Annotated in this window: 23 protein-coding genes, 2 riboswitches and 1 other annotated feature; of the genes, 16 read left to right on the top strand and 7 right to left on the bottom strand. The window is 60.8% G+C overall.

Annotation, left to right across the window (positions count from 1 at the left end):
- Positions 1–28: 28 nt before the first annotated feature.
- Entirely contained in the window at positions 29–1231 is a 1203-nt protein-coding gene (gene tuf / locus C6Y32_RS08585) for an elongation factor Tu (protein ID WP_105204895.1), read from the top strand.
- Positions 1232–1392: 161 nt separating this feature from the next.
- Here tuf and C6Y32_RS08580 read toward each other — a convergent pair whose 3' ends face one another.
- Positions 1393–1608, bottom strand: coding sequence for a helix-turn-helix domain-containing protein (locus C6Y32_RS08580; RefSeq protein WP_105204894.1), 216 nt, complete (start codon positions 1606–1608; stop codon positions 1393–1395).
- 93 nt (positions 1609–1701) lie between these two features.
- Between C6Y32_RS08580 and C6Y32_RS15365 the strand changes: the two genes are divergently transcribed.
- From C6Y32_RS15365 to metK, 3 genes are all read left to right on the top strand, one after another.
- Positions 1702–1872 (top strand): hypothetical protein, encoded by a 171-nt coding sequence (locus C6Y32_RS15365; protein WP_164998192.1) that lies wholly within the window; start codon positions 1702–1704, stop codon positions 1870–1872.
- A gap of 105 nt (positions 1873–1977) precedes the next feature.
- Positions 1978–2117, top strand: a riboswitch (FMN riboswitch).
- Between the two features lie 213 nt (positions 2118–2330).
- On the top strand, positions 2331–2957 hold the full coding sequence (locus C6Y32_RS08575) for an ECF transporter S component (RefSeq protein WP_105204893.1): 627 nt from the start codon (positions 2331–2333) through the stop codon (positions 2955–2957).
- Between the two features lie 24 nt (positions 2958–2981).
- Positions 2982–3079: riboswitch (SAM riboswitch) on the top strand.
- A 159-nt stretch (positions 3080–3238) separates the two neighbouring features.
- The gene (gene metK, locus C6Y32_RS08570) at positions 3239–4438 is read left to right on the top strand and encodes a methionine adenosyltransferase (protein ID WP_105204892.1); all 1200 of its coding nucleotides are present in this window, start codon (positions 3239–3241) and stop codon (positions 4436–4438) included.
- Between the two features lie 318 nt (positions 4439–4756).
- Here metK and C6Y32_RS08565 read toward each other — a convergent pair whose 3' ends face one another.
- Positions 4757–5233, bottom strand: a complete 477-nt coding sequence (locus C6Y32_RS08565) for a GNAT family N-acetyltransferase (protein ID WP_105204891.1) — start codon at positions 5231–5233, stop codon at positions 4757–4759.
- 223 nt (positions 5234–5456) lie between these two features.
- On the opposite strand from C6Y32_RS08565, the gene C6Y32_RS08560 reads away from it, so the two are divergent.
- From C6Y32_RS08560 to gatB, 8 genes are all read left to right on the top strand, one after another.
- Positions 5457–5804: a hypothetical protein gene (locus tag C6Y32_RS08560; protein WP_105204890.1), complete on the top strand. Its 348-nt coding sequence runs from the start codon at positions 5457–5459 to the stop codon at positions 5802–5804.
- Between the two features lie 153 nt (positions 5805–5957).
- Complete coding sequence (gene recD2 / locus C6Y32_RS08555; protein ID WP_105204889.1) at positions 5958–8162, top strand: SF1B family DNA helicase RecD2; 2205 nt, start codon at positions 5958–5960, stop codon at positions 8160–8162.
- Between the two features lie 184 nt (positions 8163–8346).
- The gene (locus tag C6Y32_RS08550; protein WP_105204888.1) at positions 8347–8973 is read left to right on the top strand and encodes a ComF family protein; all 627 of its coding nucleotides are present in this window, start codon (positions 8347–8349) and stop codon (positions 8971–8973) included.
- Positions 8974–9068: 95 nt separating this feature from the next.
- Positions 9069–10076 (top strand): rod shape-determining protein, encoded by a 1008-nt coding sequence (gene mreB / locus C6Y32_RS08545; protein WP_105204887.1) that lies wholly within the window; start codon positions 9069–9071, stop codon positions 10074–10076.
- Positions 10077–10174: 98 nt separating this feature from the next.
- Positions 10175–11233: an acyltransferase family protein gene (locus tag C6Y32_RS08540; RefSeq protein ID WP_129589422.1), complete on the top strand. Its 1059-nt coding sequence runs from the start codon at positions 10175–10177 to the stop codon at positions 11231–11233.
- Between the two features lie 157 nt (positions 11234–11390).
- Positions 11391–11657 (top strand) — a binding site (T-box leader).
- Positions 11658–11824: 167 nt separating this feature from the next.
- Entirely contained in the window at positions 11825–13921 is a 2097-nt protein-coding gene (aspS, locus tag C6Y32_RS08535; RefSeq protein WP_105204885.1) for an aspartate--tRNA ligase, read from the top strand.
- Positions 13918–15366: an Asp-tRNA(Asn)/Glu-tRNA(Gln) amidotransferase subunit GatA gene (gatA, locus tag C6Y32_RS08530; protein WP_105204884.1), complete on the top strand. Its 1449-nt coding sequence runs from the start codon at positions 13918–13920 to the stop codon at positions 15364–15366. Before aspS ends, gatA begins: the two co-directional genes overlap by 4 nt.
- Complete coding sequence (gatB, locus tag C6Y32_RS08525) at positions 15363–16793, top strand: Asp-tRNA(Asn)/Glu-tRNA(Gln) amidotransferase subunit GatB (RefSeq protein ID WP_475600679.1); 1431 nt, start codon at positions 15363–15365, stop codon at positions 16791–16793. Before gatA ends, gatB begins: the two co-directional genes overlap by 4 nt.
- 190 nt (positions 16794–16983) lie before the next feature.
- On the opposite strand, the gene C6Y32_RS08520 is transcribed toward gatB, so the two are convergent.
- Together C6Y32_RS08520 and C6Y32_RS08515 are read right to left on the bottom strand one after the other, a co-directional pair.
- Positions 16984–17640, bottom strand: a complete 657-nt coding sequence (locus C6Y32_RS08520) for a GNAT family N-acetyltransferase (RefSeq protein ID WP_105204883.1) — start codon at positions 17638–17640, stop codon at positions 16984–16986.
- A gap of 2 nt (positions 17641–17642) precedes the next feature.
- Positions 17643–18503 carry a hypothetical protein gene (locus C6Y32_RS08515; protein WP_105204882.1) on the bottom strand — a complete coding sequence of 287 codons (861 nt, stop codon included), beginning with the start codon at positions 18501–18503 and terminating at the stop codon, positions 17643–17645.
- Between the two features lie 182 nt (positions 18504–18685).
- Between C6Y32_RS08515 and C6Y32_RS08510 the strand changes: the two genes are divergently transcribed.
- From C6Y32_RS08510 to C6Y32_RS15865, 4 genes are all read left to right on the top strand, one after another.
- On the top strand, positions 18686–18871 hold the full coding sequence (locus C6Y32_RS08510) for a spore coat protein (RefSeq protein ID WP_105204881.1): 186 nt from the start codon (positions 18686–18688) through the stop codon (positions 18869–18871).
- Positions 18872–18887: 16 nt separating this feature from the next.
- Positions 18888–19163: a spore coat protein gene (locus tag C6Y32_RS08505; RefSeq protein ID WP_105204880.1), complete on the top strand. Its 276-nt coding sequence runs from the start codon at positions 18888–18890 to the stop codon at positions 19161–19163.
- A 2331-nt stretch (positions 19164–21494) separates the two neighbouring features.
- Positions 21495–21710, top strand: a complete 216-nt coding sequence (locus C6Y32_RS15655) for a hypothetical protein (RefSeq protein ID WP_243562635.1) — start codon at positions 21495–21497, stop codon at positions 21708–21710.
- Positions 21674–22003, top strand: coding sequence for a GNAT family N-acetyltransferase (locus C6Y32_RS15865; RefSeq protein WP_370738815.1), 330 nt, complete (start codon positions 21674–21676; stop codon positions 22001–22003). Before C6Y32_RS15655 ends, C6Y32_RS15865 begins: the two co-directional genes overlap by 37 nt.
- A gap of 42 nt (positions 22004–22045) precedes the next feature.
- Here C6Y32_RS15865 and C6Y32_RS08495 read toward each other — a convergent pair whose 3' ends face one another.
- The 3 genes from C6Y32_RS08495 to C6Y32_RS08485 are packed head-to-tail and all read right to left on the bottom strand — an operon-like array spanning position 22046 to position 25306.
- A complete protein-coding gene (locus C6Y32_RS08495) occupies positions 22046–22966 on the bottom strand; it encodes a carbohydrate kinase family protein (RefSeq protein WP_105204878.1) in 921 nt (306 codons plus the stop codon).
- Positions 22967–23017: 51 nt separating this feature from the next.
- Positions 23018–24154: an SIS domain-containing protein gene (locus tag C6Y32_RS08490; RefSeq protein ID WP_105204877.1), complete on the bottom strand. Its 1137-nt coding sequence runs from the start codon at positions 24152–24154 to the stop codon at positions 23018–23020.
- A 15-nt stretch (positions 24155–24169) separates the two neighbouring features.
- Entirely contained in the window at positions 24170–25306 is a 1137-nt protein-coding gene (locus C6Y32_RS08485; RefSeq protein ID WP_105204876.1) for an SIS domain-containing protein, read from the bottom strand.
- Positions 25307–25477 lie beyond the last annotated feature (171 nt).

The raw sequence follows: 25477 nt of genomic DNA, 5'->3' as shown, positions 1-25477 counted from the left end.
TTTTCTTTGCATAAAAGGAGGAAATACCATGGCAAAAGCTCATTTTGAAAGAACCAAACCCCATGTGAACATTGGTACCATCGGCCACGTTGACCACGGCAAGACCACCCTGACCGCTGCTATCACCAAAGTGCTGTCTTTCAAGGGCCAGGCTCAGTACGAGGCCTATGACATGATCGACAAAGCCCCCGAGGAGAGAGAGCGCGGCATCACCATCAACACCTCTCACGTAGAGTACGAGACCGACAAGCGCCACTACGCCCATGTCGACTGCCCCGGCCATGCTGACTACGTCAAGAACATGATCACCGGTGCTGCTCAGATGGACGGCGCTATCCTGGTTGTTTCCGCGGCTGACGGCCCGATGCCCCAGACCCGTGAGCACATCCTGCTGTCCCGTCAGGTCGGCGTTCCCTACATCGTCGTGTTCATGAACAAGGCCGATCAGGTCGACGACGAGGAGCTGCTGGAGCTGGTGGAGATGGAAGTCCGCGAGCTGCTGGACGAGTACGAGTTCCCGGGCGACGACACCCCCATCATCAAGGGTTCCGCTCTGGCCGCTGTCGAGTCCACCAGCACCGACATCAACGCCCCCGAGTACGCTCCCATCCTCGAGCTGATGGACGCTGTCGACGATTACATCCCCACTCCGGAGAGAAAAGCCGACCTGCCCTTCCTGATGCCTGTTGAGGACATCTTCACCATCACCGGCCGCGGCACCGTTGCCACCGGTCGTGTGGAGAGAGGCCAGCTGAACACCGGCGACGAAGTCGAGATCATCGGCCTGACCGACGAGAGAGCCAAGACCGTTGTTACCGGTATCGAGATGTTCAGAAAGATCCTGGACTACGCCGAGGCTGGCGACAACATCGGCGCCCTGCTGCGCGGTGTGCAGAGAAACGAGATCGAGCGCGGTCAGGTTCTGTCCAAACCCGGCTCCATCAACCCCCACACCAAGTTTGCTGGCCAGGTCTACATCCTGAAAAAGGAAGAGGGCGGCCGTCATACTCCTTTCTTCAACAACTATCGTCCCCAGTTCTACTTCAGAACTACCGACGTGACCGGCGTCATCACCCTGCCCGAGGGCACCGAGATGTGCATGCCTGGCGATAACGTCACCATGGACGTTGAGCTGATCACCCCGATCGCTATCGAGGAAGGCCTGCGTTTCGCTATCCGCGAGGGTGGCCGCACTGTTGGTTCGGGCGTTGTTACCGCTATCAACGGCTAATTTAGCTTTTTAAGCTGCTATAAAAGAGAGCTGTACGTTTCGTACAGCTCTCTTTTTGCATGATCTCTACATTTCCTACATAGAATATCTCCACATAAAAAGGCCGGTCCTGCCAAAATCCAGTTGGCAGCCCGACCTTTTCCACAGTGGTCCTGTATATGCTATTTTCTGCCGGACTGCGCATCATCCGTCAATCGCAGAATATAATCGGTACTCACCCCATAAAAGTGGGCTAACCCTACCAGAATATCCTCGGTCAACGGCTGAGTACCGGTCTCTATGTAGCTGTATTTGCGCTGCGTAATGCCCAGCGCCGCCGCCACCTGTCGCTGTGATAGATCGTGATCCTCCCGCAGATCGCGCATCCTGTTTTTCATCTTTATCACCCGAGTAAAGCATACGATAGATAAAATCTATCTATTGACATTTAGATAAATAATATCTATAGTAAGTTAGAAGAGGTGATACTTTTGACAGATTATCAAAGACTATATACCTATCTTTTTAACCAGGTTACCGACTGTATCGAGCTGCTCAAACAGGCTCAGATAGAGGCAGAAGAGCAGTACCTCAAAATGGATGACTCGCCGTCACCGGCAGAGTCCCCCACAAACGACACACCGCCCCTGCAAAGGCCATAGATCGTCACAAATTATATACAAAACGTATAATGCGCATAAAATATGTTGTTTTGTGCCGGCAGATCAGTGTTGACAAACCCCATCAGCGCGCTATAATATAGGTGCAGTCTGTTTCAGGGCGAGGTGCGATTCCTCACCGGCGGTAAGGGGCGTTGCCCCGAGCCCGCGACCGCACAGTCTCTGCTGTGCGCTGATCTGGTGTGATTCCAGAGCCGACGGTATAGTCCGGATAGAAGAAACGACACACCGCGGCAGCATCTCTGTCGGTATATCGTGTTTTTTCGCCCACAGCTACAGCTGTGGGCTCTTTTTGTCCCGCAGCCTCCGTAGCCGGTGGGGTATATACACAGTATTCCAGCGCGGTGAGCCTCCCAGAGCAGACCTCCCGGCGCAGGTGTCAGTACCAGTATCCGTAAAGAGTACACCCGCGCACATTTATTATCGCTGGAGGTACCCCTATGCAACGCAACGACCGTGTCCGCACACTCACCTATATGGCGCTGTTTGCCGCCATATCCACCTTGCTCATGTATATTGAGATGCCGCTCCCGTTCCTGCCCCCGTTTTTAAAACTCGATATCAGCGGTGCGCCTATCCTGCTGGCCGCTTTTCTGTTTGGCCCCTGGCAGGCGGTGGGCATCACCCTGGTCAAAGACCTGGTGCACCTGCTCTCCACCCAGACCGGCGGCGTGGGCGAGCTGGCCGATTTCCTCATGCTGGCCAGCTTTGCCCTGCTGTGCGGCTATCTTTACCGCTATGTACACAACCGCAAAGGCGCGCTCATCTCGCTGTCGGTGGGCACGGTCATTCTCGTCGCAGTGGGGGCGCTGAGCAACTGGTTTTTGCTCATCCCTTTCTACTCCAAGATCATGCCCATCGAGGCCATCGTCGGTGCCTGTCAGGCCATCAACAAAAATATAAACAGCATCGCCGCCTATATCTGGGTGGGGGTAGTACCCTTTAACCTCATCAAAGGGGTGGTCATCTCGCTGCTCACCTTCCTGCTCTACAAGCGTCTCTCCGGCCTGGTACACCGGCAGCCCAAAGCCGCTCCGACACGCATTGACAAATCCAGACAGGTCTAGTATAATAACTCTCGACAATTAAATACCTTATTGCGAGTGGTGGAGGGACTAGGCCCTGTGAAACCCGGCAACCTGCAAGTTTGCAAGGTGCTAAATCCTACGGTACTACCGAGAGATAAGGCCGCTTAAAAAAGTATAGAGCGCTCGGTATGGGCGCTCTTTTTTACTGCCTGTACAAAAACGGCAGGACAAGGCCCAAAACGCAGGGATTTAAAAGTCACATCCATTTTTTCATAGCCGCCGGTTAAGGGCGGCCCGGCATTACAAAAGGAGTGCATAGTATGGCAAGACATCTGTTTACATCCGAATCGGTCACCGAGGGCCATCCCGATAAGATCTGCGACCAGATCTCCGATGCGGTGCTCGATGCGATCTTAGAAAAAGACCCCAGCGGCCGTGTGGCCTGCGAGACCGCCGTCACCACCGGTATGGTGCTGGTGATGGGCGAGATCTCCACCAGCTGCTATGTCGATATCCCAAAATTGGCCCGTCAGGTCATCGCCGACATCGGCTACACCCGCGCCAAATACGGTTTTGACGGCGAGACCTGCAGCGTGCTCACCTCCATCGACGAGCAGTCGCCCGACATCGCCATGGGCGTCGACAAGGCGCTCGAGTCCAAGGTCGGCCAGCAGGATGCCGACGCCGACGAGACCGGCGCCGGCGATCAGGGCATGATGTTCGGCTACGCCTGCGACGAGACGCCCGAGCTCATGCCGCTGCCCATCAGCCTGGCGCATAAGCTGGCCAAACGCCTCACCGAGGTGCGCAAACAGGAGCTGGTCGATTACCTGCGCCCCGACGGCAAGACCCAGGTCACCGTCGAGTACGAAGACGACCGCCCGGTGCGCATCGACACCATCGTCATCTCTACTCAGCACGGCCCCGAAGTCTCTCTGGAACAGATCCGCCGCGATCTGGTAAAGCTGGTCATCGACCCCATCGTGCCCCGCGACCTGCTGGACGAGAGCACCCGCATTCTGGTCAACCCCACCGGCCGTTTCGTCATCGGCGGCCCGCAGGGTGACAGCGGCGTCACCGGCCGCAAGATCATCGTCGACAGCTACGGCGGCACCGGCCGCCACGGCGGTGGCGCCTTCTCCGGCAAAGACCCCACTAAGGTCGACCGCTCCGCCGCTTACGCCGCCCGCTACGTGGCCAAAAATATCGTCGCCGCCGGCCTGGCCAAAAAGTGTGAGATCCAGCTGGCCTATGCCATCGGTGTGGCCCACCCGGTCTCGGTGTTCGTCGATACTTTTGGCACCGGTGCCGTCAGCGACGAAAAGCTGGCCGAGGCAGTGGGCCAGGTATTTGACCTGCGCCCCGCCCGCATCATCAAAGATCTCGACCTGCGCCGCCCCATCTACCGCCAGCTGGCCGCCTATGGCCATATGGGCCGCGAGGACCTGGGCGTCCGCTGGGAGGACACCGACCGGGTCGACGCCCTCAAAGCCGCCGTCTACGGTAAAACCTCGGCCTAACGAGATAAAAAAGGAGTAAGAAGGGGGAAAAGCCGGGTGTGCGTAAAGGCTTCGCATCCCAGGCGAAAAGTGCCGCTCGCGGGCCCGTACGCCCACTGCTTTCCTCGATGTCGGTGCCACCTCTGCTGCACATTGTGCAGCAGAGGTGGCACTGCGCTTCTCCCAACTTACATCTCCCCAAAAACATCGCAGCCCCTGAAACAAAAATATAAGAGATCAAAAAGAGAGCACCCGGCCGCGGCGCAGAAACTGTCTGCCCGCCCCAGGTGCTCTCTTTTTTGTGGCCGTATCTGTGGGACCGGGCGCATACGGCGCACACTACAGGGCCAGCACTTGTGCCCGGTCGATGCGCATCAGAAATTCGCCTTTGTGGTCCCGCTCGCCGGTAAACACAAAGCCCAGCGACTGGTACAGCGCAGTGGCAGCAGTGTTGTCTCGGTACAGGCTCAGGTAGATGTGCCGGTGCCGGGGGTACTCGTCGGCCATGCGCCGCAGCACCGCTCTCAGCGCCGCCCGCCCGTAGCCCCGGCCCTGATACCGCTGGTCGATGAGCAGCCGGTCCATCCACAGGCGGCCGCCAGGCCCCTCTTTTTCCCACAACCCATACATGCAAAAGCCCACCACCGTTTCGCCGGCGCATACCGCCAGCGGTCTCCACAGCGCCAGCTCTGCCGCCTCCTGCAGGCAGCGGGCAGTGGTCTCGATAAAGTTCTGCTGGCTCTTTTCTACCCGCAGCGCCAGCACCTGCGCCCGGTTGTGTTCATCCACCGGCCGCAGCGCGATCTCTCGGTCCATATTTGCCCTCCCCCGGTTCTGCCTGCCGTCGGGAGGTCCCGGCTCCGCCAAAGCCCGAACAGCCCCCGGCGCGTTGCCGGTGTACACGATACATACGGTATCCGCTTTCCCCCATTGTAGCGCGGCGGCCCATAAAAGAAAAGCCACAAATCGGTCTGGGAGTGACCCTTTTTCTTCTGTTTTCATAGAATGGGTAGAATTTTTAAGATAGGGGGCTCTTGTCATGAAACTGATCACGATGCTGTTTTTGGTGGTGCTGGCGGCGCTGGGCTTGTGGGAGGTGGTGCGCATGTTGGGCGACCGGCTCGACAGTTGCCGCCGCCGGCAGCTCACGCTGATGCTGCCGCTGCAGGGGAATGAGCGCGACCTCGAGAACATCCTCCACAATTTAAAAAACACACAGGAGTACAGCTGCTTTCGCTGCCAGGTCTACCTGCTGGCCGAAAAGCCGCTCACCGGTGAATGCGACCAGGTGCTGCGCCGCTTTCTGGCCGATTGCCCCATGCAGCTGCAGGTGCTCTCCGCCACCCAGCTGCCCGATCTCGCCTCCGGGCGGGTGGTGCGGCCGTGAGGGCCCGGCTGTGTTCCGCCCCAGTCGGCGGAGGGCAAAACGAACGTTTGCAAAGCGACGGCGAAATGGGTATACTGTACCTGTATACGATGCTGTGCGGCCGCCGGTGCGGGCGGCCAAAATCTCACCTACAGCGCAGTCACAGGGGGCGCCATGGAACAACCGCTGATCCAGATCTCCGGCACCGTCGAAGGTGTCATCTATAAAAACGAAGAAAACGGCTTTGCCGTCATCGATATCGAGTATCAAGACGAACTGCTCACCGCCGTGGGAGAGTTCCCCGACGTCCATCAGGGCGAAGAGGTAGAGCTCACCGGCTGCTTTGTCAATCACCCCACTTTTGGCCGCCAGTTCAAGGCCAGTCTCTGCACCACCCGGCTGCCGGCCACCACCGGCGCGCTGCTCAAGTATCTGGCCTCCGGCGCCATCAAAGGCATTGGCCCGGTCATGGCCCGCCGTATCGTCGACGAATTCGGCGCGAATACGCTGGAGGTCATCGAGCGCGAGCCGCAGCGGCTGTGCGCCGTGCGGGGCATCACCCCCAAAAAAGCCGAGCAGATCGGCGAGGAGTACAAGCGCATCTTCGGTATCCGCACGGTCATGGCCTTCCTCACCCAGTACGGCCTCACCCCGGCCGAGAGCATCCGCGTCTGGAAGATGTGGGGCGCTATGGCCCAGGAGATCGTCACCCAAAACCCCTACCGCCTCTGCTGCGACTTTATCGGCATCTCCTTCGACCGCGCCGACGATATCGCCCGCCAGCTGCAAATGCCGCTCTCGGCGCCCGAGCGCATCCGCGCCGCTCTGGAGTTCGTGCTGCGCCACAACCTGCAAAACGGCCACACCTGCCTGCCCAAGAGCCGCCTGCTGCAGGTGGCCACAGACTATATCGCCCTCGAGGAGGAGCCGGTGGCCCAGGTGCTGGCGGCCATGCTGGAGGAAAACGATCTGGTCGAGTACATGGTCCGCGGTAAGAGCATGGTCTTTTTGCCCGATCTCTACCGGGCCGAGGGGTATATCGCCACCCGTCTGCAGATGATGACCGCGGTCATGCCCGATAGCGGCACCAAGTGGGATAAGGCCATCGCCGCCCAGGAAAAAAAGCTGGATATCACCTACGCCGACAGCCAGCGGCAGGCCATCTCCAGCGCCATGCGTCAGGGCTTTGTGGTGCTTACCGGCGGTCCCGGTACCGGCAAGACCACCACCATGGCCGCCATGATCTCGCTGTTCGAGGAAGACGGCAAAAAGGTGGCGCTGTGCGCCCCCACCGGCCGCGCCGCCAAGCGCATGACCGACCTGTGCGGGTCCGAGGCCAAGACCATCCACCGCCTGCTGGAGGCCGGCTATCAAAAAGACGGCACGCTCTCTTTCTCCAAAGGGGAAGACGACCTGCTCGACTGCGACGTGCTCATTTTAGACGAGGCCTCCATGGTCGACGTGCTGCTGCTGGAGGCGCTGCTGCGAGCCATGAAGCTCACCTGCAAACTGGTGCTCGTGGGCGACTACGATCAGCTGCCCTCGGTGGGGCCGGGCAACCTGCTCAAAGACATCATCGACAGCGGCTGCTTTGCCACCATTCGTCTGTCCCACATCTTTCGCCAGGCGGCCCAGAGCGCCATCGTCACCAGCGCCCACCAGATCCTCACCGGCCAACTGCCCGATCTCTCCCGCCGCGACAGCGACTTTTTCTTTCTCCGCGCCCCCGGCAAAGCCGGCGGCCTGCAGCTCATCGAGGACCTCATCGCCCGCCGCCTGCCGGCAGCCTACGGGGTCTCTCCCGGCGACATCCAGATCCTGTCCCCCGGGCGGCGGGGCCTCTGCGGCTGTGAAAACCTCAATCTGCAGCTGCGCGAGCGGCTAAACCCCCCCGCGCCGGACAAGCCCGAGATCAAGAGCATGGGCTTTTCCTTTCGGGTGGGCGATAAGGTCATGCAGACCAAAAACAACTACGATATCCTCTACAAAAAGTCCGACGGCGAAAAAGGGACCGGTATCTTCAACGGCGATATGGGCCTCATCACCCACATCGACCGCCGCGACGGTCTGGTGCAGATCCTCTTCGATGAGGAAAAGACCGCCACCTACACCGCCGACATGTTGCGCGAGATCGAGCTGGCTTACGCTGTCACCGTGCACAAGAGCCAGGGCAGCGAGTTCGATGTGGTCATTCTCTCGCTGCTCGAGCCCAATCCCAAGCTCTACTACCGCAACCTGCTGTATACTGCCGTCACCCGCGCCAAAAAGCTGCTGGTGATGGTGGGAAGTCCGCAGGCGGTGTCCATGATGGTCGAAAATAACCGCAAAACGCTGCGCTACAGCGGCCTGGGCGCCTTTATCCACGATATTATGGATTAGCAGGTGAAGTCCGTGCCGGCCACATTTTCACCGCCCGGCCTGCCGCCTATATTTTTGGGGCAGCCTACATAAAAGAGGGGAGGGGCTCGCGATCTCGCACGTCAAAAGTGTCGCCGCGGCGCTGCTGCGTTTTTTCTACCCCGATCTGTGCCCCTTTTGCGACCGACCAATCCCCGGCGGGCAGGTGATCTGCCCCGACTGCGATTTGCAAAAATCGCGGCTTTCCGATACAATAAATCAAAGGGGTATTTTCGCCTATTTTGGCCGCACACTGCCCTATGTCGAAAAAGACGTGGCCCCGTTTATCTACCGGGGAGAGGTGCAGCGGGCGCTGGGACGGTACAAATTCTCCGGCCGCGCCGGCAGCGGTCGCGCATTGGCCGTCTATATGGCCGCCTGTGCGCGGGCGCACCTGCCCCTGGGCGATATCGCCGCGGTAACGGCGGTGCCCATGTCGCCCCAAAAGCGCCGCCAAAAGGGGTACGACCACGCGGCGGTGCTGGCCCGGCAGTTGGCCTCTCAGCTGGGGCTGCCCTTTTGGGGCGATCTGCTCAAAAAGATCTACCCCACGGCGGCCCAGCATACTCTGCCCAAGCTGGCGCGCAGCGCCAATCTGTTGGGCGCGTTCGAGGTAAAAGACCCGCAGCGGGTGCGGGGCCGGGCGGTACTGCTGGTCGACGATATCCTCACCACCGGCGCCACTGCCGGTGAATGTGCCAAAATGCTGCGGGTGCGGGGCTGCAGACAGGTCTACCTGTGCTGTGCCGCTGCCGCGCTGCAAAAAGGGGACAAGCTCCCCGATGGCGCATAGTACCCACACGGCCCGCTTTCCCGCGGGCTGTTCACACCGCACAATAAGCGCGGGGCGGTCCCACCGCCCCCCAGTCTATAGAGGAGTTTAAGCGCATGGCAAATTACGACATCGGTATCGATCTGGGTACCACCTCCATCATCATCTACGTAGTGGGCAAAGGCATCGTCAGCAAAGAGCCCTCGGTAGTGGCCGTCAACAAAAAAACAGACAGCGTGCTGGCCATCGGCCAAAAGGCGTACGAGATGGCCGGCAAGACCCCAGCCCACATCGTGGTGGAGCGCCCGCTGCAAAACGGTGTCATCTCCGATATCGACATGACCGAGGAGATCGTCAAATACTTTATCAAAAAGGTGTCCTCCTCCTATGTGGTCAAGCCCAAGGTGGCCATCTGTGTCCCCTCGGCAGTCACCAATGTCGAGGCCCGGGCCGCGGTCAATGCCGCGCTCTCCGCCGGTGCCCGCAAAACCTTTTTGGTCGAGGAGCCCATCGCCGCCGCCCTGGGCAGTGGGGTAGATATCTCGCTGCCGCGCGGCCGCATGGTGGTGGATATCGGCGGCGGCACCGCCGACATCGCCGTCATCTCTTTAAACGACGTGGTCGATTCCACCTCGGTCAAATGTGCCGGTACCCAGTTCGATGACCGCATCATCCAGTATGTGCGTCTCAACCACAAGGTGCTCATCGGCGAAAAGACCGCTGAGCGCCTCAAAAAAGAGATCGGCTCGGTCAAAAAGGTGATGGAAGATACCGAGATGGAGATCAAGGGCCGCAGCCTCGAGACCGGCCTGCCGGTCAAGATCACCGTCACCTCCGACGAGTTCATCCCCACCTTAAACGAGTTCGCCATGACGCTGGTGGTGGCTGTCAAAGGCGTGCTGGAAAAGACCCCGCCCGAACTGGTGGGCGATATTCTGGAAGACGGTATCCTGCTCACCGGCGGCGGCAGCCTTATCAAGGGCCTGCCCGAGCTCATCTCCGGCGAGACCGGCGTGCAGTGCCGGGTGTCCGAGAACCCCATCGACTGCGTGGCTATCGGCACCGGTATGGCTCTCGACCTCATTGCCGACGGCTACTCGCTCTCCTACAGCAGCGACTATTAAAGTACAGATTTTCGTTCTCCTTTACAAAGCGTATCGAGCCCTAGAAATAGGGCTCTTTTTTATTGATTTGCGGTCACTTTTAACAAGAATGAAAATCTGTGCAAAATCAGTCGACAATGCATTCAAAGCGGGTCTACAGTCTCGACTGCTTAAAGGCCATCTTTATACTCATGGTGGTGATCACCCACTTTTCCTTTACCGATGAACAGCGCCACCGCCTGCTGGCCCCTTTTTGGCTCGACCTGGCAGTGCCTGTGTTTATGGTCATGACCGGGTATACCTTTTTCCTCTCGGCAGAAAGAGCACAGATCAGCGGCTTTTTAAAACACTTTGACAGATCCGTTCTGGGTAAAAAGCTGACCCGTGTACTGCTGCCCTACTGTATCTGCCTGACGGCCGAGGTGCTGCTCCTCTTTTTAACGGGTGGGCTCGATGTACACGCCCTAAAAGCCTCTGCCCGTAGCGTTTTATACAGCACAGTCTTTTACGGCGGATGGGGTCCCGGCAGCTATTACCCATTGGCCTTTTTGCAGGTGCTGTTGTGCGCGCCGCTGCTCTATGTCTTTATAAAAAAGATGCCGCTGGTCGCCACCGTGTCGGGGCTGGGGCTGGCAGTGCTCTACGAGGTGTTTGCCCGCACCTATATAGACGATGCCCTCTACCGCATCCTGGGCTTTCGCCACCTGCCGTTCGCGCTGCTGGGCATGGCTCTATACATGTATGGGAAGCGGCTGCGCGGCAGCTATCTCCCGCATCTCGCCGCCGCTGTCGGGCTGCTCTTTCTGGGGGCCACTGGGTATCTCGGCTACAGCCCCAGGCTCTTTTACCGCTGGACCTCCAGGTCGCTGCCGGTCGCTTTGCTGGCGTTTGCCGTGGTGTGGTGGGCACTGCAGCACGAGTCGTTCCTGGCGCGCCACCACCGTGTTTTTAGGCCCCTGTGCGAAATCGGTCAGGCGTCGTACCACATATTTTTATCCCAAATGCTCTTTTACGGCCCGCTGCAGGCGCTGGTCCAAAAGCAGATCTGGCTGTGCAACCGGGTGGGCAACTACCGTGTCCTCCCCGCGGCACTGCTCCTAAACTGTCTGGTGGGGTATCTGTGGTTCAGGGCAGAAAACTATCTGCTCCGCCGTTTTCGCGCCGCTCGCCCCGCATAATCTGTGCTTTCTTCACGACGCACCTCCCTACCGCCGGGCGCGCCGCCGTCTATTTTTGCCAAACTTTTCTCTGTATATTGACAAATGTCCCGCGCAAGCTTATCATATGACCCATAGTCGGAGCATACCTCCGGCGCCAAATAAATATCTTTACCATACAAAAGCAACGATGGGAAGAGTAAGCCAGAATGGTAGCCACAGAGAGCTGCGGGGGGTGCGATCGCAGCGCGGATTTCTGGCCGAAGAACATCCCGGAGCTGTCAACCGAAAGCGAGAGCGAGTAGACTTGACCGCGTTTGGCGCGTTACAGCCAACAGGCATCGGCCCTCAAAAATGGCGCCCGTGCCGGATAAGGGGGCAGCTTCTCATGGGGCTGCCACATTGGGTGGTACCGCGGTGAGCACATAGGCTCGTCGTCCCAAACAGATCTGTTTGGGTCGGCGGGCTTTTTTTGTTCGCCCCGCGATTTCCGGCCCCCAGCAGTCTGTTACGGGCGCGGCGCTCGTCGCGGCAGCCCCGTCACCGCCCATCATCTCCCGCCGCCCCGGCGCTTTGTATGGCAAGCACCAAAGAGAAAGGCGTGAAGAGACAGTGAAACTAAAACGCAGCCACTACGGTGGCTCCCTTACCGAGGACCTGGTGGGCCAAACGGTCACCGCCTGCGGCTGGGCCCAAACGCGCCGCGACATGGGCGGCGTCATCTTTATCGACCTGCGCGACCGCACCGGCCTGCTACAGGTGGTGTTTGACCGCCGCGATCTCTCGGCCGCCGAGTTCGCCGTGGCCGAGCACCTGAAAAACGAGTCGGTACTCGCCGTACAGGGCCCCATCTGTATCCGCGACCCCGAGACCTACAACCCCAAGCTGCCCACCGGTACCATCGAGCTGCGCGCCACCCGGTTGGAGCTGCTCTCCACCGCCGACACGCTGCCCTTTTTTATTGAACAGGCCGGCTCGGTGCGGGAGGATCTGCGGCTGCGCTATCGCTACCTCGATCTGCGGCGGCCGCAGCTGCAGCACAACCTGCGCTTTCGCCACCAGCTGCAGCGCGCCACCGAGAACTACCTCGACGCCCATGGCTTTTGGCAGGTCGAGACGCCCATCCTCACCAAAAGCACCCCCGAAGGCGCACGCGACTACCTGGTCCCCAGCCGGGTCCACCCCGGCGATTTCTATGCGCTGCCCCAATCGCCGCAACTGTTTAAACAGCTGCTCATGGTGGGGGGCCTCGACCGCTACTACCAGGTAGCCCGCTGTTTTCGCGATGAGGACCTGCGGGCCGACCGTCAGCCCGAATTCACCCAGGTAGATATGGAGCTCTCCTTCGTCGATCAGGAAGATATCCTCGCCCATCTCGAAGACCTGTTTAAAACGGTGGTGCAAGAGGTGACCGGTATCCGGGTCGAAAGTCCTTTTCCCCATCTCACCTGGCAGCAGGCGATGGACCTCTACGGCAGCGATAAACCCGATCTCCGCTTTGGCCTGCCCATCACCGATATCACCGCTATCGCCGCCCAATGCCGCTTCTCGGTCTTTCGCCGGGTGTGCGACGGCGGCGGGGTGGTGCGGGCCATCTGTGTACCCGGCGGCGACGCCTTTACCCGCACTCAGATCGACCGTCTCACCACCATCGCCCGCCGCTGTGGCGCCGGCGGTATGGCCTGGCTCTCCCTGCGCCCCGATGGCCAGGTCTGCTCCATCCTCACCAAGTACCTCACTGCAGAGGAGATCGCCGCGATCACCGCCGCTACCGGTGCCCAAAACGGCGATTTCATCCTCTTTTGTGCCGACGATCTGGCCACCGTCCGCCGCACACTGGGCACACTGCGCCTGGCTGTCGCCGATATGCTCGGTCTGCGCCGCCCCGGCGAATACCGCTTTTTGCTGGTCACCGACTTTCCCCAGTTCGAGTACTCTGCCGAGGAAAAGCGCTGGGTCTCTACCCACCACCCGTTTACGATGCCCTGCGAGCAAGATCTGCCCTATCTGCAAAGCGATCCCGGCAGGGTACGGGCCCAGGCCTACGACGTGGTGCTCAACGGCGTCGAGCTGGGCAGCGGCTCCATGCGCATCCACCGCCCCGACATCCAGCGGCAGATGTTCGCCGCGCTGGGTTTCACCCAGCAGCAGATCGAGCAGCGCTTCGGCTTTTTCATCGAGGCCTTCCGCTACGGCGCCCCGCCTCACGGCGGTTTTGCCTTTGGCCTCGACCGGCTGGCCATGCTGCTGCTGGGGGCCGCCTCACTGCGCGATGTCATCGCTTTCCCCAAATCCAAAGACGCCGCCTGTCCGCTCACCGGCGCGCCGGGTCGGGTCGATGCCGCCCAGCTCGCCGCCCTGCACCTGGAAGGTGGCCGGCCCACTGCCGGCGGCGCTCAGCCGCCGGCAGCCCCGGCGGTAGACGTAGACGCCGTCGCCGCTCTGGCCATGCTGGAGCTGACGCCCGCCGAGCGGGAGAAGACAGCCGCCGACCTGCACGCGATGCTCGATTTTACCGGCCAGCTGGCCGCCATCGACACCGCCGGGGTCGAGCCCACCGCCCACGTGTTGCCGCTGCAGAACGTGTTTCGCCCCGATGTCCCATCCCCCGGCGATTTTCACGACCAGCTGCTGGCGATGGCCCCCACCACCTATAAAAACTATATTCGCCTGCCCGACCGCGACGAAAAAGGAGGGGCAAAAGCATGAAACAGATCACCGCGCACACCGCTGCCGAGCTGCTGGCGGCCATGGAGAAACGCGAGCTGAGCGCCCGCCAGATCACCGCCGCCTATCTCGAGCAGATAGAAAAGACGGATCGCCACATCGGCGCCTACCTCACCGTCACCGCCAAAGAGGCCCTGGCGGCTGCCGATGCCGCCGATACTGCCCGCCGCCAGGGCCGTGCCGGGTCGCTGTGCGGGCTGCCGGTAGCGGTAAAAGACAACATCTGCACCGCCGGGGTGCGCACCACCTGCGCCTCCAAAATGCTCGCCGATTTTACGCCCCCCTACAGCGCCACCGCCTTTAAAAAACTGCAGGCCGCCGGGGCGGTGCGGCTGGGCAAAACCAACATGGACGAGTTCGCCATGGGCTCCACCACCGAGAACTCCCACTTTCACCCCACCAAAAACCCGGTCGATCCCACCCGTGTGCCCGGCGGCTCCTCCGGTGGCAGCGCTGCGGCGGTGGCTTCCCGGCAGGCGCCGCTGGCCCTGGGGTCCGATACTGGCGGCTCCATCCGCCAGCCGGCCGCCTACTGCGGGGTGGTGGGGCTCAAGCCCACTTACGGCGCCGTCTCCCGCTACGGGCTGGTGGCGTTCGCCTCCTCACTCGACCAGATCGGCCCGCTGGCTAATACGGTAGAAGATGTCGCCCTGCTCTACGACGCCATCTGCGGGCACGACCCCCGCGACGCCACTTCCGCCCCCCGCGACTACACGTCCACCCGCACCGCCCTGTGGCAAGATATAAGCGGGCTCAAGATCGCTCTCCCGCGGGAGTATTTCGGCCCCGGCCTCAGCGCGCCGGTCAAGCAGGGCATCCTGGCCGCCGCCCGTCGCTTTGAGCAGCTGGGCGCCGAGATCGTAGAGACCACACTGCCCAGTCTCGACAGCGCGCTGCCGGCCTACTACGTCATCTCCTCGGCTGAGGCATCCTCCAACCTGGCCCGGTTCGACGGGGTCAAATACGGCTTTCGCGCCGCCGGCTTTACCTCCCGCGACGAGATCTATCTAAAAAGCCGCAGTCAGGGCTTTGGGGCCGAGGTCAAGCGCCGCATCCTGCTGGGTTCCTTCGTGCTCTCTGCCGGCTACTTCGACGCCTACTACAAAAAAGCCCAACAGGTGCGCACCTTGGTGGTGCAAGACTTTGCCCGCATCTTAGATACCTGTGATATGGTGCTCTCGCCGGTGGCCCCCACCACCGCCTACAAGCTGGGTGAAAAGCAGGGCGACCCCATGCAGATGTACCTGGGCGACGTGTATACCGTACCGGTGAATATCGCCGGCCTGCCCGCCGTCAGCCTGCCCTGCGGCCGCGACGAACAGGGCCTGCCGGTAGGCATGCAGCTCATCGGCCGCCACTTCGGCGAGGCGCAGATCCTGCGGGCCGCCCACCACTTCGCCCAGAGCTATAGAGAGGAGAGAGCATGATGGATACGAGCTACGAGATGGTCATCGGGCTGGAGGTCCACGCCGAGCTCAAAACAGAGACCAAGATATTCTGCGACTGTCCCACCACCTTTGGCGCTGCCCCCAACACCCAGTGCTGCCCAGTCTGCACCGGTCTGCCCGGCAGTCTGCCGGTGCTCAATCAGCAGGTGGTGGCCTACGCCGTCAAAGCTGGTCTGGCCCTGAATTGCGAGATCGCCGGCTTTTCTAAACAGGATCGCAAAAACTACTTTTACCCCGACCTGCCCAAAGCCTATCAGATCTCCCAGTACGACCTGCCGCTGTGCAGCCGCGGCCATCTGGATATCCAGACCAAGTCCGGTGCCAAACGCATCGGCATCACCCGTATCCACATCGAAGAAGACGCCGGCAAACTCATCCACGACTCGGTCCAGGGCACACTGCTCGACTGCAACCGCTGTGGTGTCCCACTCATCGAGATCGTCTCCGAGCCGGATATCCGCTCGGCTGCGGAGGCGGTGGCCTATCTGCAAAAGCTGCGCTCGGTGCTGCTCTACACCGGTGTGTCCGACTGCAAAATGCAGGAGGGATCGCTGCGCTGCGACGTCAACCTGTCGGTGCGCCCCCAGGGGCAGAGCGCACTGGGTAAGCGCGCCGAGCTCAAAAACCTAAACTCCTTCTCCTTTATCCAAAAAGCCATCAACTACGAGTTCTGCCGCCAGGTATCTCTGCTGCAGGCAGGCGAGCCGGTGGTGCAAGAGACCCGCCGCTTCGACGAAAAAGACGGCAAGACCCACTCTATGCGCCGCAAAGAAAATGCCAACGACTACCGCTATTTTCCCGACCCCGACCTGGTGCCCATCCGGGTGGACGAGACCTGGCTGCGGCAGTTGGCCGCCGAGATACCCACTCTGCCCGATGCGCGCCGCGCCCGCTACCAGCGCGACTTTGGTCTCACCCCCTCCGACGCCGAGCAGCTCACCGCCGACCGCCAGGTGGCCGACTACTTCGAGCAAGCCGCCCAGCTCACCGCCTACCCCAAGCTGCTGTGTAACCTGGTACTGAGCCAGATATTGCGCCTGCTGGGCGATGGGGAAGATAGCACCATCCCCATCGCCCCGGCCCACCTGGCCACTCTGTGCGACCTGCTGGGCCAAAAAAAGATCGGTAGCAGCACTGCCCGCCAACTGCTGCCGCGGCTGTGGAAAAAAGACGGCGACCCGGTAGCGATCATCGCCGGCGAAGACCTCTGGCAGCTGACCGACCCGGCCCAGCTGGTCCCCTATGTCGAGCAGGTGCTTTCCGCTGACGCCCGCTCGGTGGGCGACTATAAAAGGGGAAAGAGCAGCGCATTGCAGGCGCTGGTGGGCCGCACGATGAAAGCACCCGGCGGCCGCGGCGACCCCGCCGTCATCGCCGCGCTGCTGCGCGAGCGGTTGGCCCAGTGAGCGCGCCAATATAAAAGAGCGCACCCCAGCTCTGCCGGGGCGCGCTCCTGCTATCGCCAAATAAGTCGTCTTGTCTTCCACCTGCTCACCGGGGCCGGATCGGTCGACCGGCAAAAGCGGCCGCAGCTATACGAAAAAAAACGAGCGCCCACCCCGGGTCGGTTGGGGCAGGCACTCGCACTCCAGCCGATCAATCGTCCGGCAGGTAGCGGGATAGATTTTGCTGATACCGCTGCTGGGTGGGGGTCACCGCCTTCTTTTTAGGGGCAAAAGCGGCGTCAAAATCTTGCAGCTGCCGCGGCTCGATGGGCTGGTCAAAAACCGGTGCCTGTATAAAGCGCCCCCGTGTCCCGCTCAGCCCGCCCGGCACCAGCTCCCTGGCCAGCAGCGCCGCGTGGTAGCGCCCGTCGACCATCGCTATACCAAACACCTTCGACACCTGGTACCCCAACCGGCTGTAGATCGCATCATCACCGGTAATAACGATGCCGCGGTAGCCCATCCCTGCCGCCAGCGCCTCGGTGCGCCGGATCAGTGCCCGCCCCACACCTTGCCGCTGCCAGCCAGGCAGCACGCTGATAGGGCCGAATGTCGCCACAGCAGTGCTGCCGTGCGCCCCGGCTATCTGCGAGCGGGTGTAGGCGATGTGCCCCACGATCTGCCCGTCCCTGTCGACAGCTACCAGGTCCAGTGCCGGCAGGTACGCGCTGCTCTGCCGCAACCGGTGTAGCAGCAGGTGCTCGCAGCACCCCGGCTGGTAGGTGTTCCAAAACGCCTCCCGCACTACCACTTCGGTCTGGCGCCAGTCTCTGGGCCGGGTCGGCCGCAGGGCAAATCCGCCGTCCATCGCTACTGTTCCCGCCCGTCGGCCGACTCGCCGCTCTCGTCCTGCCGCCGGGCCTCTTGCAGCAGCTTTTGGCAAATCAGCGCCAGCTCCATCTTGCCGCCCAGCTCCGTTACACAGGCGAACTGCTCACCGGCCGCCGTCAGGTCACCCATCTCCAGGTAGGCCCGCCCCACATAATAGCCGGCGCACACCTGCCCGTACGGGGTGCGCTGCTTTTGGCCGCGCATCTGGGCAATGTAGGTGTCATATTTGCCTTTTAAAAAAGTCAGGGTCCGCCGCAGCCGGTGGATCTGCCCCTTTTTCTGGGCGTCTACCTTTTTATCCCTCTCGCTCTTCCAGCGGTTTAGGGTATCCAGCACCGCCCGCACCGTGTCGGCGTCGCCGTCATCGGTGGCGATATGGGCCTGTACCGTACAAAAATTCAGGTAGTTCTGCGACGAGAAGGGGCCATTTTGCACCAGTTCCAACACCTGCTCTGCCAGCTCGCGAGCCCCCATCAGGTGCAGGTTGCGGGCCAGATCGATACACCCGGCGGTGTGCGCCCCTTTCCAAAATGCCTTTTGGCAGGTAATAAAGGCAGTGGCCGCCATGGCCGGGTCGCACTGCTGCAACAGGCAGTCCTGCAGCAGCGCCATCGAGCGGTCCTGCTCCAGCCGCAGCAGCACCGCCCCGGCCGCCAACAGCAGCACCCCGGCAATAATGCCCCAAAAGCCAAAACGGCTCACCAGCAGCACGCCCACCAGCAGCATCAGCAGGTAGCAGCCCCGCATCAGCTGGTGCCGCCTTTTTATCTGCCGACCCAACTGCTGGCCGTCCGGGTCGGGGGCGTATTGCTTTAAAAATGCATCGACGATCTCATTCATGCGGTGTTCTCCCATCGTAGAAACAGTGGTTTTCCTGCGGTTTTCGTAAAAAGTATAACACAAAAACCCGCCGCCGTAAAATATGCCGATACCCGGCCCGCCGCCGACAGCTTTTTTTGAATATCCCACTGCGGTGCGGTGTACACTACTAAGGCAACGTTTAAAAAAGGGGGAAAACCACCGTGAACACCATAACCGAAAAAGAGCTCTCCGGCATTGAGGACTGCCTCACCGAAGAGCGCATCCTCATCCAAAAATACCAGATGTACGCCTCTATCTGTCAAGACGCCCAGATCAAGCAAAAATGCGAGCAGATAGCCGCCAAACACCAAAACCACTACGACAAGCTGCTCAATCAGCTGCAGTAAAAAGGAGGCATCTTGAATGAATACCATAGACGATCAGGCCATACTCACCGATATGCTCTCCTCGCAAAAGCACATCACCGCCCAGTATAATACCTTTGCCTGCGAATGTGCCGGCAAAGAGATAAAGAGCGTGATGATGAGCCTGCTGCAAGATGAACACCAGATCCAAATGGAAGTGTTCGAGGAGATGCAAAAGCGCGGCTGGTATCCCACTCCCGCCGCCAAGGCCGACAAGATCAACCAGGCCAAACAGAAAGCCACGCAGGAAGACCCGGCCAACGCTCAGCAGTAGTACCGGCCATGCACCCCCAATAAAAGCAGAGCAGCGGTTCATCCGGTCCGCCGCTCTGCTTTTTTGTGCCCACAACCATCCCGCGCCAGCTCCGGGCGTAGTACGTTCCCCATACACCATCAATATAGCTACATCCCCACCTGTAAAAGTCATCTGCCCGCAGCGCCCCGCCCCGCGCCGATGTCGACACCAGTACGGGCACCGCCCCCAATACAAAAGGGGAGACCGTCCCCATCCCACAAAGCCAGATGGCGGTGCATCACTACTCCATATTTGCGCCCGCAAGCACCCCGCGCCAGCTAGCCCCAAGTGCAGTATGCTGCCCCATACACCACCAATAGCCACACAAAAGCCAGTTGTCCGCATCTCCACCCCCTATACCGCCTCGCCCCACACCGATGCCGACACCAGTACGGGCACCACCCCCATTACAAGAGGGGAGACCGTCCCCATCCCTCAAAGCCAGATGGCGGCGCAGCACCACCCCTCTATGTTTGCCCCCACAACCATCCCGCGCCAGCCAGCCCCAAGTGCAGTATATCGCCCCATACACCACCAATAGCTACACAAAAGCCAATTGTCCGCATCTCCATCACCTGCACCGCCCCGCTCGCCCGCCCCACACCGGTGCCGACACCAGTACGGGCACCGCTCCCAATACAAGAGGGGAGACCGTCCCCATCCCTCAAAGCCAGATGATGGCGCAGCACCACCCCTCTATATTTGCCCCCACAAACATCCTGCGCCAGCCAGCCCCAAGTGTAGTGTACCGCCCCATACACCACCAATAACTACATAAAAGCCAGTTGTCCGCATCTCCATCACCTGCCCCGCCCCGCCCCACACCGGTGCTGACACCAGCACGGGAACCATCCCCAATACAAGAGGGGAGACCGTCCCCATCCCACAAAGCCAGATAGCGGCGCACCACCACTCCATATTTGCCCCCACAAACATCCCGCACCAACCAGCCCCAAGTGCAGTATATCGCCCCATACACCACCAATAGCTACATAAAAGCCAGTTGTCCGCATCTCCACCCCCTATACCGCCCCACACTGGTGTCGACACCAGTACGAGCACCGCCTCCAATACAAGAGGGGAGACCGTCCCCATCCCTCAAAGCCGGATGGCGGCGCACCACCCCCCTCTATATTTGCCCCCACAAACATCCCGTACCAACCAGCCCCAAGTGCAGCATACCGCCCCCATACACCACCAATATAGCCCCACCTCTACCTACAAAAACCAACTGCCCGCAGTGCCGCCCCTGTACCGTCCTGCTCGCTAGCCCCGCCCCACACCGGTGCCGACACCAGTACGGGCACCGCTCCCAATACAATAGGGGAGACCGTCTCCATCCCTCAAAGCCAGATGGCGGCGCAGCACCACCCCTCTATATTTGCCCCCACAAACATCCCGCACCAACCAGTCCCAAGTGCAGTATGCCGCCCCCATACACCACCAATATAGCTCCACCTCCCCCTATAAAAGCCAACTGCCCGCAGTGCCAATCCCTGCACCGTCCCGCCCCGCTCACTCGATCCGTCCTGCACCAATATCGGCACTGGTATAGACACCGATACCAATATCAATATCAATACAAGAGGAGAGACCATCCCCATCCCTCAAAGCCAGATCACGGTACGGTGCTGCCACAGGCTCTCCATATGCAACTCACCATCTCCGGCAGTCTCTCTGTTTTCCCAAGTATCTCCCCCAAACTACGCTCTCGCACGGGGGCCGCCCGGCACCCCAAGGCCCACCACCCGACCCAGGGGCTTACCGCCCTATCGCCAGCTGCCCCGTCATTTTCCTGCATTTTCTGCGATCGCCCCCCAAAAGCAGCCGTCAACCAGCACCGTCCCCGGTCCGGGCCGCCGTCTTTTTCAGCAATCCACTTAGCCGTCCCCTCTCTACCACGCCGTACCCAAATGCCGCCGGGCGGGGCACCTGTCCGCGCATCCCGCCCCGCCGTACAGAGAAAGAGGAGGGGAGAGCCGCCGCCCCCACTGCCCGGTTGTTCGGTACTGCCAAGCCCAGCCGACACGCCGTCTATGCGGTCAAAAGTACGGCGGTTCTCTTTTTTCCGGCAGCATCCTTCGGAAACTGACAAAATTTGTATTTTGTTCCAAAAATATACAAATTGTATATTTTGCGTGGCCTTTTCAGCCGCTCCATCAGGAAAAAGAGCTCCCGGTATGACTATTTTATCGCTGCCGGTGTCCCTTATAAATGGGGGCTCGCCCTGTTGCGCCCCCCCGCTCCGCAAGCGCAAGACGCTGCCGCCGTGCGGCCCACCAGCGCTGTACCAGCACCCAAACTGATTTTATGACCCCCCCAGACGAGATAGACGTTGCTCCCGCGCAGCACGCCGGTCATCTGGCCGCACTGCTGTGCCATCCCCGCCAGGTCAAGCTGGCCGCCTTTGTCGACGGCCAGCTGGTGGCTGTCGGTGGGGTGGCCCCAGCCTCCCTACGGCAAAATATTGCCATCGGGCGGTATTTGGTATCTCTGTCCAGCAGCGCTGCTGGGGCCTCGGCCTGAGTAGTGTCATGCGCGATGCGCTGCTGTCTGCCGCCCGCAGCATGGGCTATACGCAGCTCGAGCTGGAAGTCGATGCCCGCAACGGGCGCGGTCTGGCCCTGTATCAAAAATTTGGTTTTTCTCTACGGTACCCGACCCGCGACCACCTGCTACCGCGGTACCGCCGTGTCCGCCCACCTGGTGGTCCGTCCCCTGCGATGCGCCTACACTGCCACACCGCTTTAAAAAAGAGAGAGCAGACCGATCGGCCAGCTCTCTCTTTTAAAGTTAATGCGCAGTGGCAGCGGGAGTAATTCCGCACCACCGCTCGCCGGTCTGGTACCGGCTCAAAGCACTCACCGGCCGCTGTACTGCCGGTACAGGTCCTCGGCCATGCGGCGGGCTTTTTGGCGCAGCGCCGCATCCATCACCGGCATGGGGCCAAACTGCTGCGCGTTCAGGCAAGAGGTCACGTTGCCCATGATCGCGCACATCAGCGGGTCCTCCCCCTCACACATGGCATAAAAAGCCGCCGCTGTCGACGAGTTGCCGCAGCCGGTAGGGTCTATGTCGTGTTCCCCGCGCACAATGGGCACGAACCACGCCTTGTCGGGCATCACCATGTAGCTGCCCTTGGTGCCCACCCTAAAAAAGCAGGGCTTGCCGGTACGCTGTATGGCGGCGATGCACGCCTCCTCCGTGTCCAGTGAAAACAGGTCCTTGGCCTCCGGCAGGTTCACCGAAAAAATATCCACATACTCTAAACAGGCCATCACGTTTTCGTAGTCCTCGGCCTTGCAGTGGTGGGAGTTCACCTCCAGCATCACTTTAAAGCCGTACTTCTCCCGCATGCGCCCGATCTTGCGAAATTCCACCGGGTTGGCGTTGGCCACCATCGACAGGCCTTTCAGGTCGCCGGCCAGCGGCTCTATCTGCTCGGGGTGGCTCACCAGGTACATGCTGTGGCTGTCCCCCTCCGGGTAGATCGAGTGCTCGTTAAAGCGCCCGTCGGGCTCATAATTCACCTGGTTGTAGCCACAGTGCTTGTGGCACAGGTTCAGCCCGGTGCGGGGTATGTGGTTGCCATCCCACCAGGGGGCGATCAGCGTCTCAAAATCCTCGCCGATGTTGCCCACCATCAAGCAGTCGTCGGTCCACAGCCGAATGCCCGATAGCGCATACAGCCCGCCGCCGCCCAGCAGTCCCTCTTTGGTGCTGCCGTCGGTGTAGCGAATGTCATTGAGGATGATCGCCCCGGTCACCGCATATTTTTTCATCTCGCTGTTACCTCCTCACGCCCAACTGTCCGTCAGCGGTCCATCGCCGGCTCACTTGTTCCAGGGCCGGGCAAAACCGCGAAAGAACTGCTCGCCGCTCAGCGCGGTCATGTAGCTGGCCAGCAGCGACAGCGCCAGGTAGTTGGCCGCCGGCGCCAACCAGGATACCGGAGCCTCGGGCAGGCTGATGACATGCAGCTCCTGGGGCTCGATGCGCTCGGCCGGCAGGTCGGTCACCACTACGCCTTTGCGCCCAAGGTACGCCACCACCGGCAGCTGTTCCAGCTGCCGCGATAGAGACGGCGAGCTCTTGCTGATGACCGAGAAGGTGGCCATGTGCCGGGTGTCTTTGATAAAGTGGTTCACGTGCTCCCAGTTCTCCGAGTCATCGTACACCGTAAAAGCGCCAAAGCCCTCGGCAAACTTGCAGCTGCCAAAGTAGGCGGTGGCAAAGTCGGCGTCGTCGCCCACAAAGTCAAAGCCGTCGCACCCCATCAGTTCCTGCGCCAGCACAAACAGGTCGTCGGCCTGCTCCTGGCAGCGCTCGCCGCAGGCCGCGCAGTAGGCCTTGGCATCCTCTCTATAGCCCTCGGCCTGTTCTTGGGTAATGGTCCCGGCGGCCAGTGCCAGCCCCACCCCGGTAAAGATCACGCCTAGGCAAGATATCGCGTAGCTCAACACGCTGGGGGCGGGCGCGCCCGGCTCGGCGCTCACTTCTGGCTGGGGCAGCGCCACGGCACGGTCGCAGTCCCTGCTCAGCGGGCTGTCGGTACCGCCGGTCAGGCCGATGGTAAAAGCGCCGCAGCTCTTGGCGCGCGCCATGCCGTCGAGCACCCGCTGGGTGGTGCCCGAAACGCTGATGCCCATGGCCAACACCCCTCTTTTCAGCCGAAAGGCGGCTACATGCCCGGCCAGGTCACTGGCCCGTACCGGGTGCACCGTGCAGCCCGGCAGCAGTGCCCGCAGCGCCGGGGCGGCGGCCATACTGGCGCCGTACGAGTCGCCGCAGCCGGTCACATACACCGCCTCCGGCCGCACCAGCACGGCGTCCTGGGCCGCCATGTCGGCAGCGACCTTGACCGCCCGGGCATATATCTCATCTATGTAGCCGGGTACGAGCACGGCAAATTCTTTTACCTGTTTAGAAAGAGCGTTCTGCTCACAGTCGTTTCTGGTGATAGTTGCCACTTTGTTTCCCTCCTCTTACAGTACTTCGATGTGGCTCTTGCGCAGCCGGTCACCGTTGTCCCACGGGTGTTGTTTGTTGCGGTAAGGCGCCAGCATATCCGGCTCCAGCGCGTGTGGGTACGAGGCCAGCAGCGTCAGCGGAATGTGCAAAAAACCGGCCGCCATCCACGGATAAGGGGCGCGGGGCATAGTGCAGACCACCGCTTCCGGGGGAAACAGTTCCCGCTCGGCGTCGGTGGCTATGACCGGTATGCGCCCCATCTCACACAGCACGCGGGCGGTCCTTATGGCCTGCTGCAGCGTGGGCGAGTCGGCGCTCACCGCCATCGCGGTGCCGATCTTGTCCAGTTCGCGGTGAAAGTAGCCCACGTGGTTAAAGTTCTCGGTGTCGTCCCAGTGGGCCATGCGCCCCACCGACTCGGGAAATTTAAAGCCCGCAAACAGCGCCGCGCCGTAGTCGCCGCCGTCGCCCAACATCGCGTAGCGGTCAAATTTAGACCAGGTCTCCATGTAGCCGAAAACTGTCTCGTCGATCGTATCGGCCACCGCGGCAAAGTCGCTGGTCCCGTAGCGGTACAACGCGTCGCGCACCGCCTGGTACTCGGCGCCGTCTATCTTTTTCTGGGTCTCGGCCAGCTTGGCCGCCAGGTAAAATAGTCCCACGCAAGAGGCGGTGTAGGCGATCACCTTGGGCGTGCCGGTGGTGTCGGGCAGCTCTTTTAACTGCAAGATGCTATCGCATTCTCTGGCCAGCGGCGAATCGGGGTTCGAGGTGAACGCCACGGTAAAAGCGCCGTGGGCCTTGGCATGCCGGGCAGATTCTATCACTCGTGAGGGCCCGCCCGATATGCTGTTTAGCACCACCAGCGCCCCCTCAAATTCGGCGGGGGTGGTGTAGCGGCCGCAGTACAGAGCCGAGATGCCCTGCGCCGGCAGCTGGCACAGCTGCTCAAAAGCGGGGTAGGTGGCGACACCGCTGGCAAACGAGTCACCGCAGCCCGACAAGATCACCTGCTTAATGCTGCTGGGGTCGGCCGGCAGGGCCGCCCGCAGCGCCTCATCCGTAAAGCTCGCCTCCATAATGGGCGCCAGCATGGTGGGCGTCTCAACGGCCTGCCGCACCATAGGGCTGTGGTAGTCTAAACGATTCATAGATAGAACCTCCTTTGTCTCACATGTGTGTCCCGAATGATTTTAGTATAGCACGAAAGCTGTGTTTTGTGTGATTGCACAAAAAAGATTGTTAAATACAGCAAATAAAAGACTTTTTAACGGTCCTATTCGACGCTGCTTTGTGCAAAAAGTAAAAATAACACCATAAAT

The organism is Neobittarella massiliensis (ex Bilen et al. 2018), assembly GCF_900289145.1.
GTDB lineage: Bacteria > Bacillota > Clostridia > Oscillospirales > Ruminococcaceae > Neobittarella > Neobittarella massiliensis.
The sequence above is the reverse complement of the archived record's forward strand: the minus strand, read 5'-3'. Positions and strand labels throughout refer to the sequence as shown.

Coding starts and splice junctions, on each gene's coding strand:
- C6Y32_RS08580 (WP_105204894.1), bottom strand. CDS start 1,608: ATGAAAAACAGGATGCGCGATCTGCGGGAGGATCACGATCTATCACAG.
- C6Y32_RS08575 (WP_105204893.1), top strand. CDS start 2,331: ATGCAACGCAACGACCGTGTCCGCACACTCACCTATATGGCGCTGTTT.
- gatB (WP_475600679.1), top strand. CDS start 15,363: ATGATGGATACGAGCTACGAGATGGTCATCGGGCTGGAGGTCCACGCC.
- C6Y32_RS08515 (WP_105204882.1), bottom strand. CDS start 18,503: ATGAATGAGATCGTCGATGCATTTTTAAAGCAATACGCCCCCGACCCG.
- C6Y32_RS08495 (WP_105204878.1), bottom strand. CDS start 22,966: ATGAAAAAATATGCGGTGACCGGGGCGATCATCCTCAATGACATTCGC.
- C6Y32_RS08560 (WP_105204890.1), top strand. CDS start 5,457: ATGAAACTGATCACGATGCTGTTTTTGGTGGTGCTGGCGGCGCTGGGC.
- recD2 (WP_105204889.1), top strand. CDS start 5,958: ATGGAACAACCGCTGATCCAGATCTCCGGCACCGTCGAAGGTGTCATC.
- mreB (WP_105204887.1), top strand. CDS start 9,069: ATGGCAAATTACGACATCGGTATCGATCTGGGTACCACCTCCATCATC.
- C6Y32_RS08520 (WP_105204883.1), bottom strand. CDS start 17,640: ATGGACGGCGGATTTGCCCTGCGGCCGACCCGGCCCAGAGACTGGCGC.
- gatA (WP_105204884.1), top strand. CDS start 13,918: ATGAAACAGATCACCGCGCACACCGCTGCCGAGCTGCTGGCGGCCATG.
- metK (WP_105204892.1), top strand. CDS start 3,239: ATGGCAAGACATCTGTTTACATCCGAATCGGTCACCGAGGGCCATCCC.
- C6Y32_RS08505 (WP_105204880.1), top strand. CDS start 18,888: ATGAATACCATAGACGATCAGGCCATACTCACCGATATGCTCTCCTCG.
- C6Y32_RS15655 (WP_243562635.1), top strand. CDS start 21,495: ATGACCCCCCCAGACGAGATAGACGTTGCTCCCGCGCAGCACGCCGGT.
- tuf (WP_105204895.1), top strand. CDS start 29: ATGGCAAAAGCTCATTTTGAAAGAACCAAACCCCATGTGAACATTGGT.
- C6Y32_RS08485 (WP_105204876.1), bottom strand. CDS start 25,306: ATGAATCGTTTAGACTACCACAGCCCTATGGTGCGGCAGGCCGTTGAG.
- C6Y32_RS08565 (WP_105204891.1), bottom strand. CDS start 5,233: ATGGACCGAGAGATCGCGCTGCGGCCGGTGGATGAACACAACCGGGCG.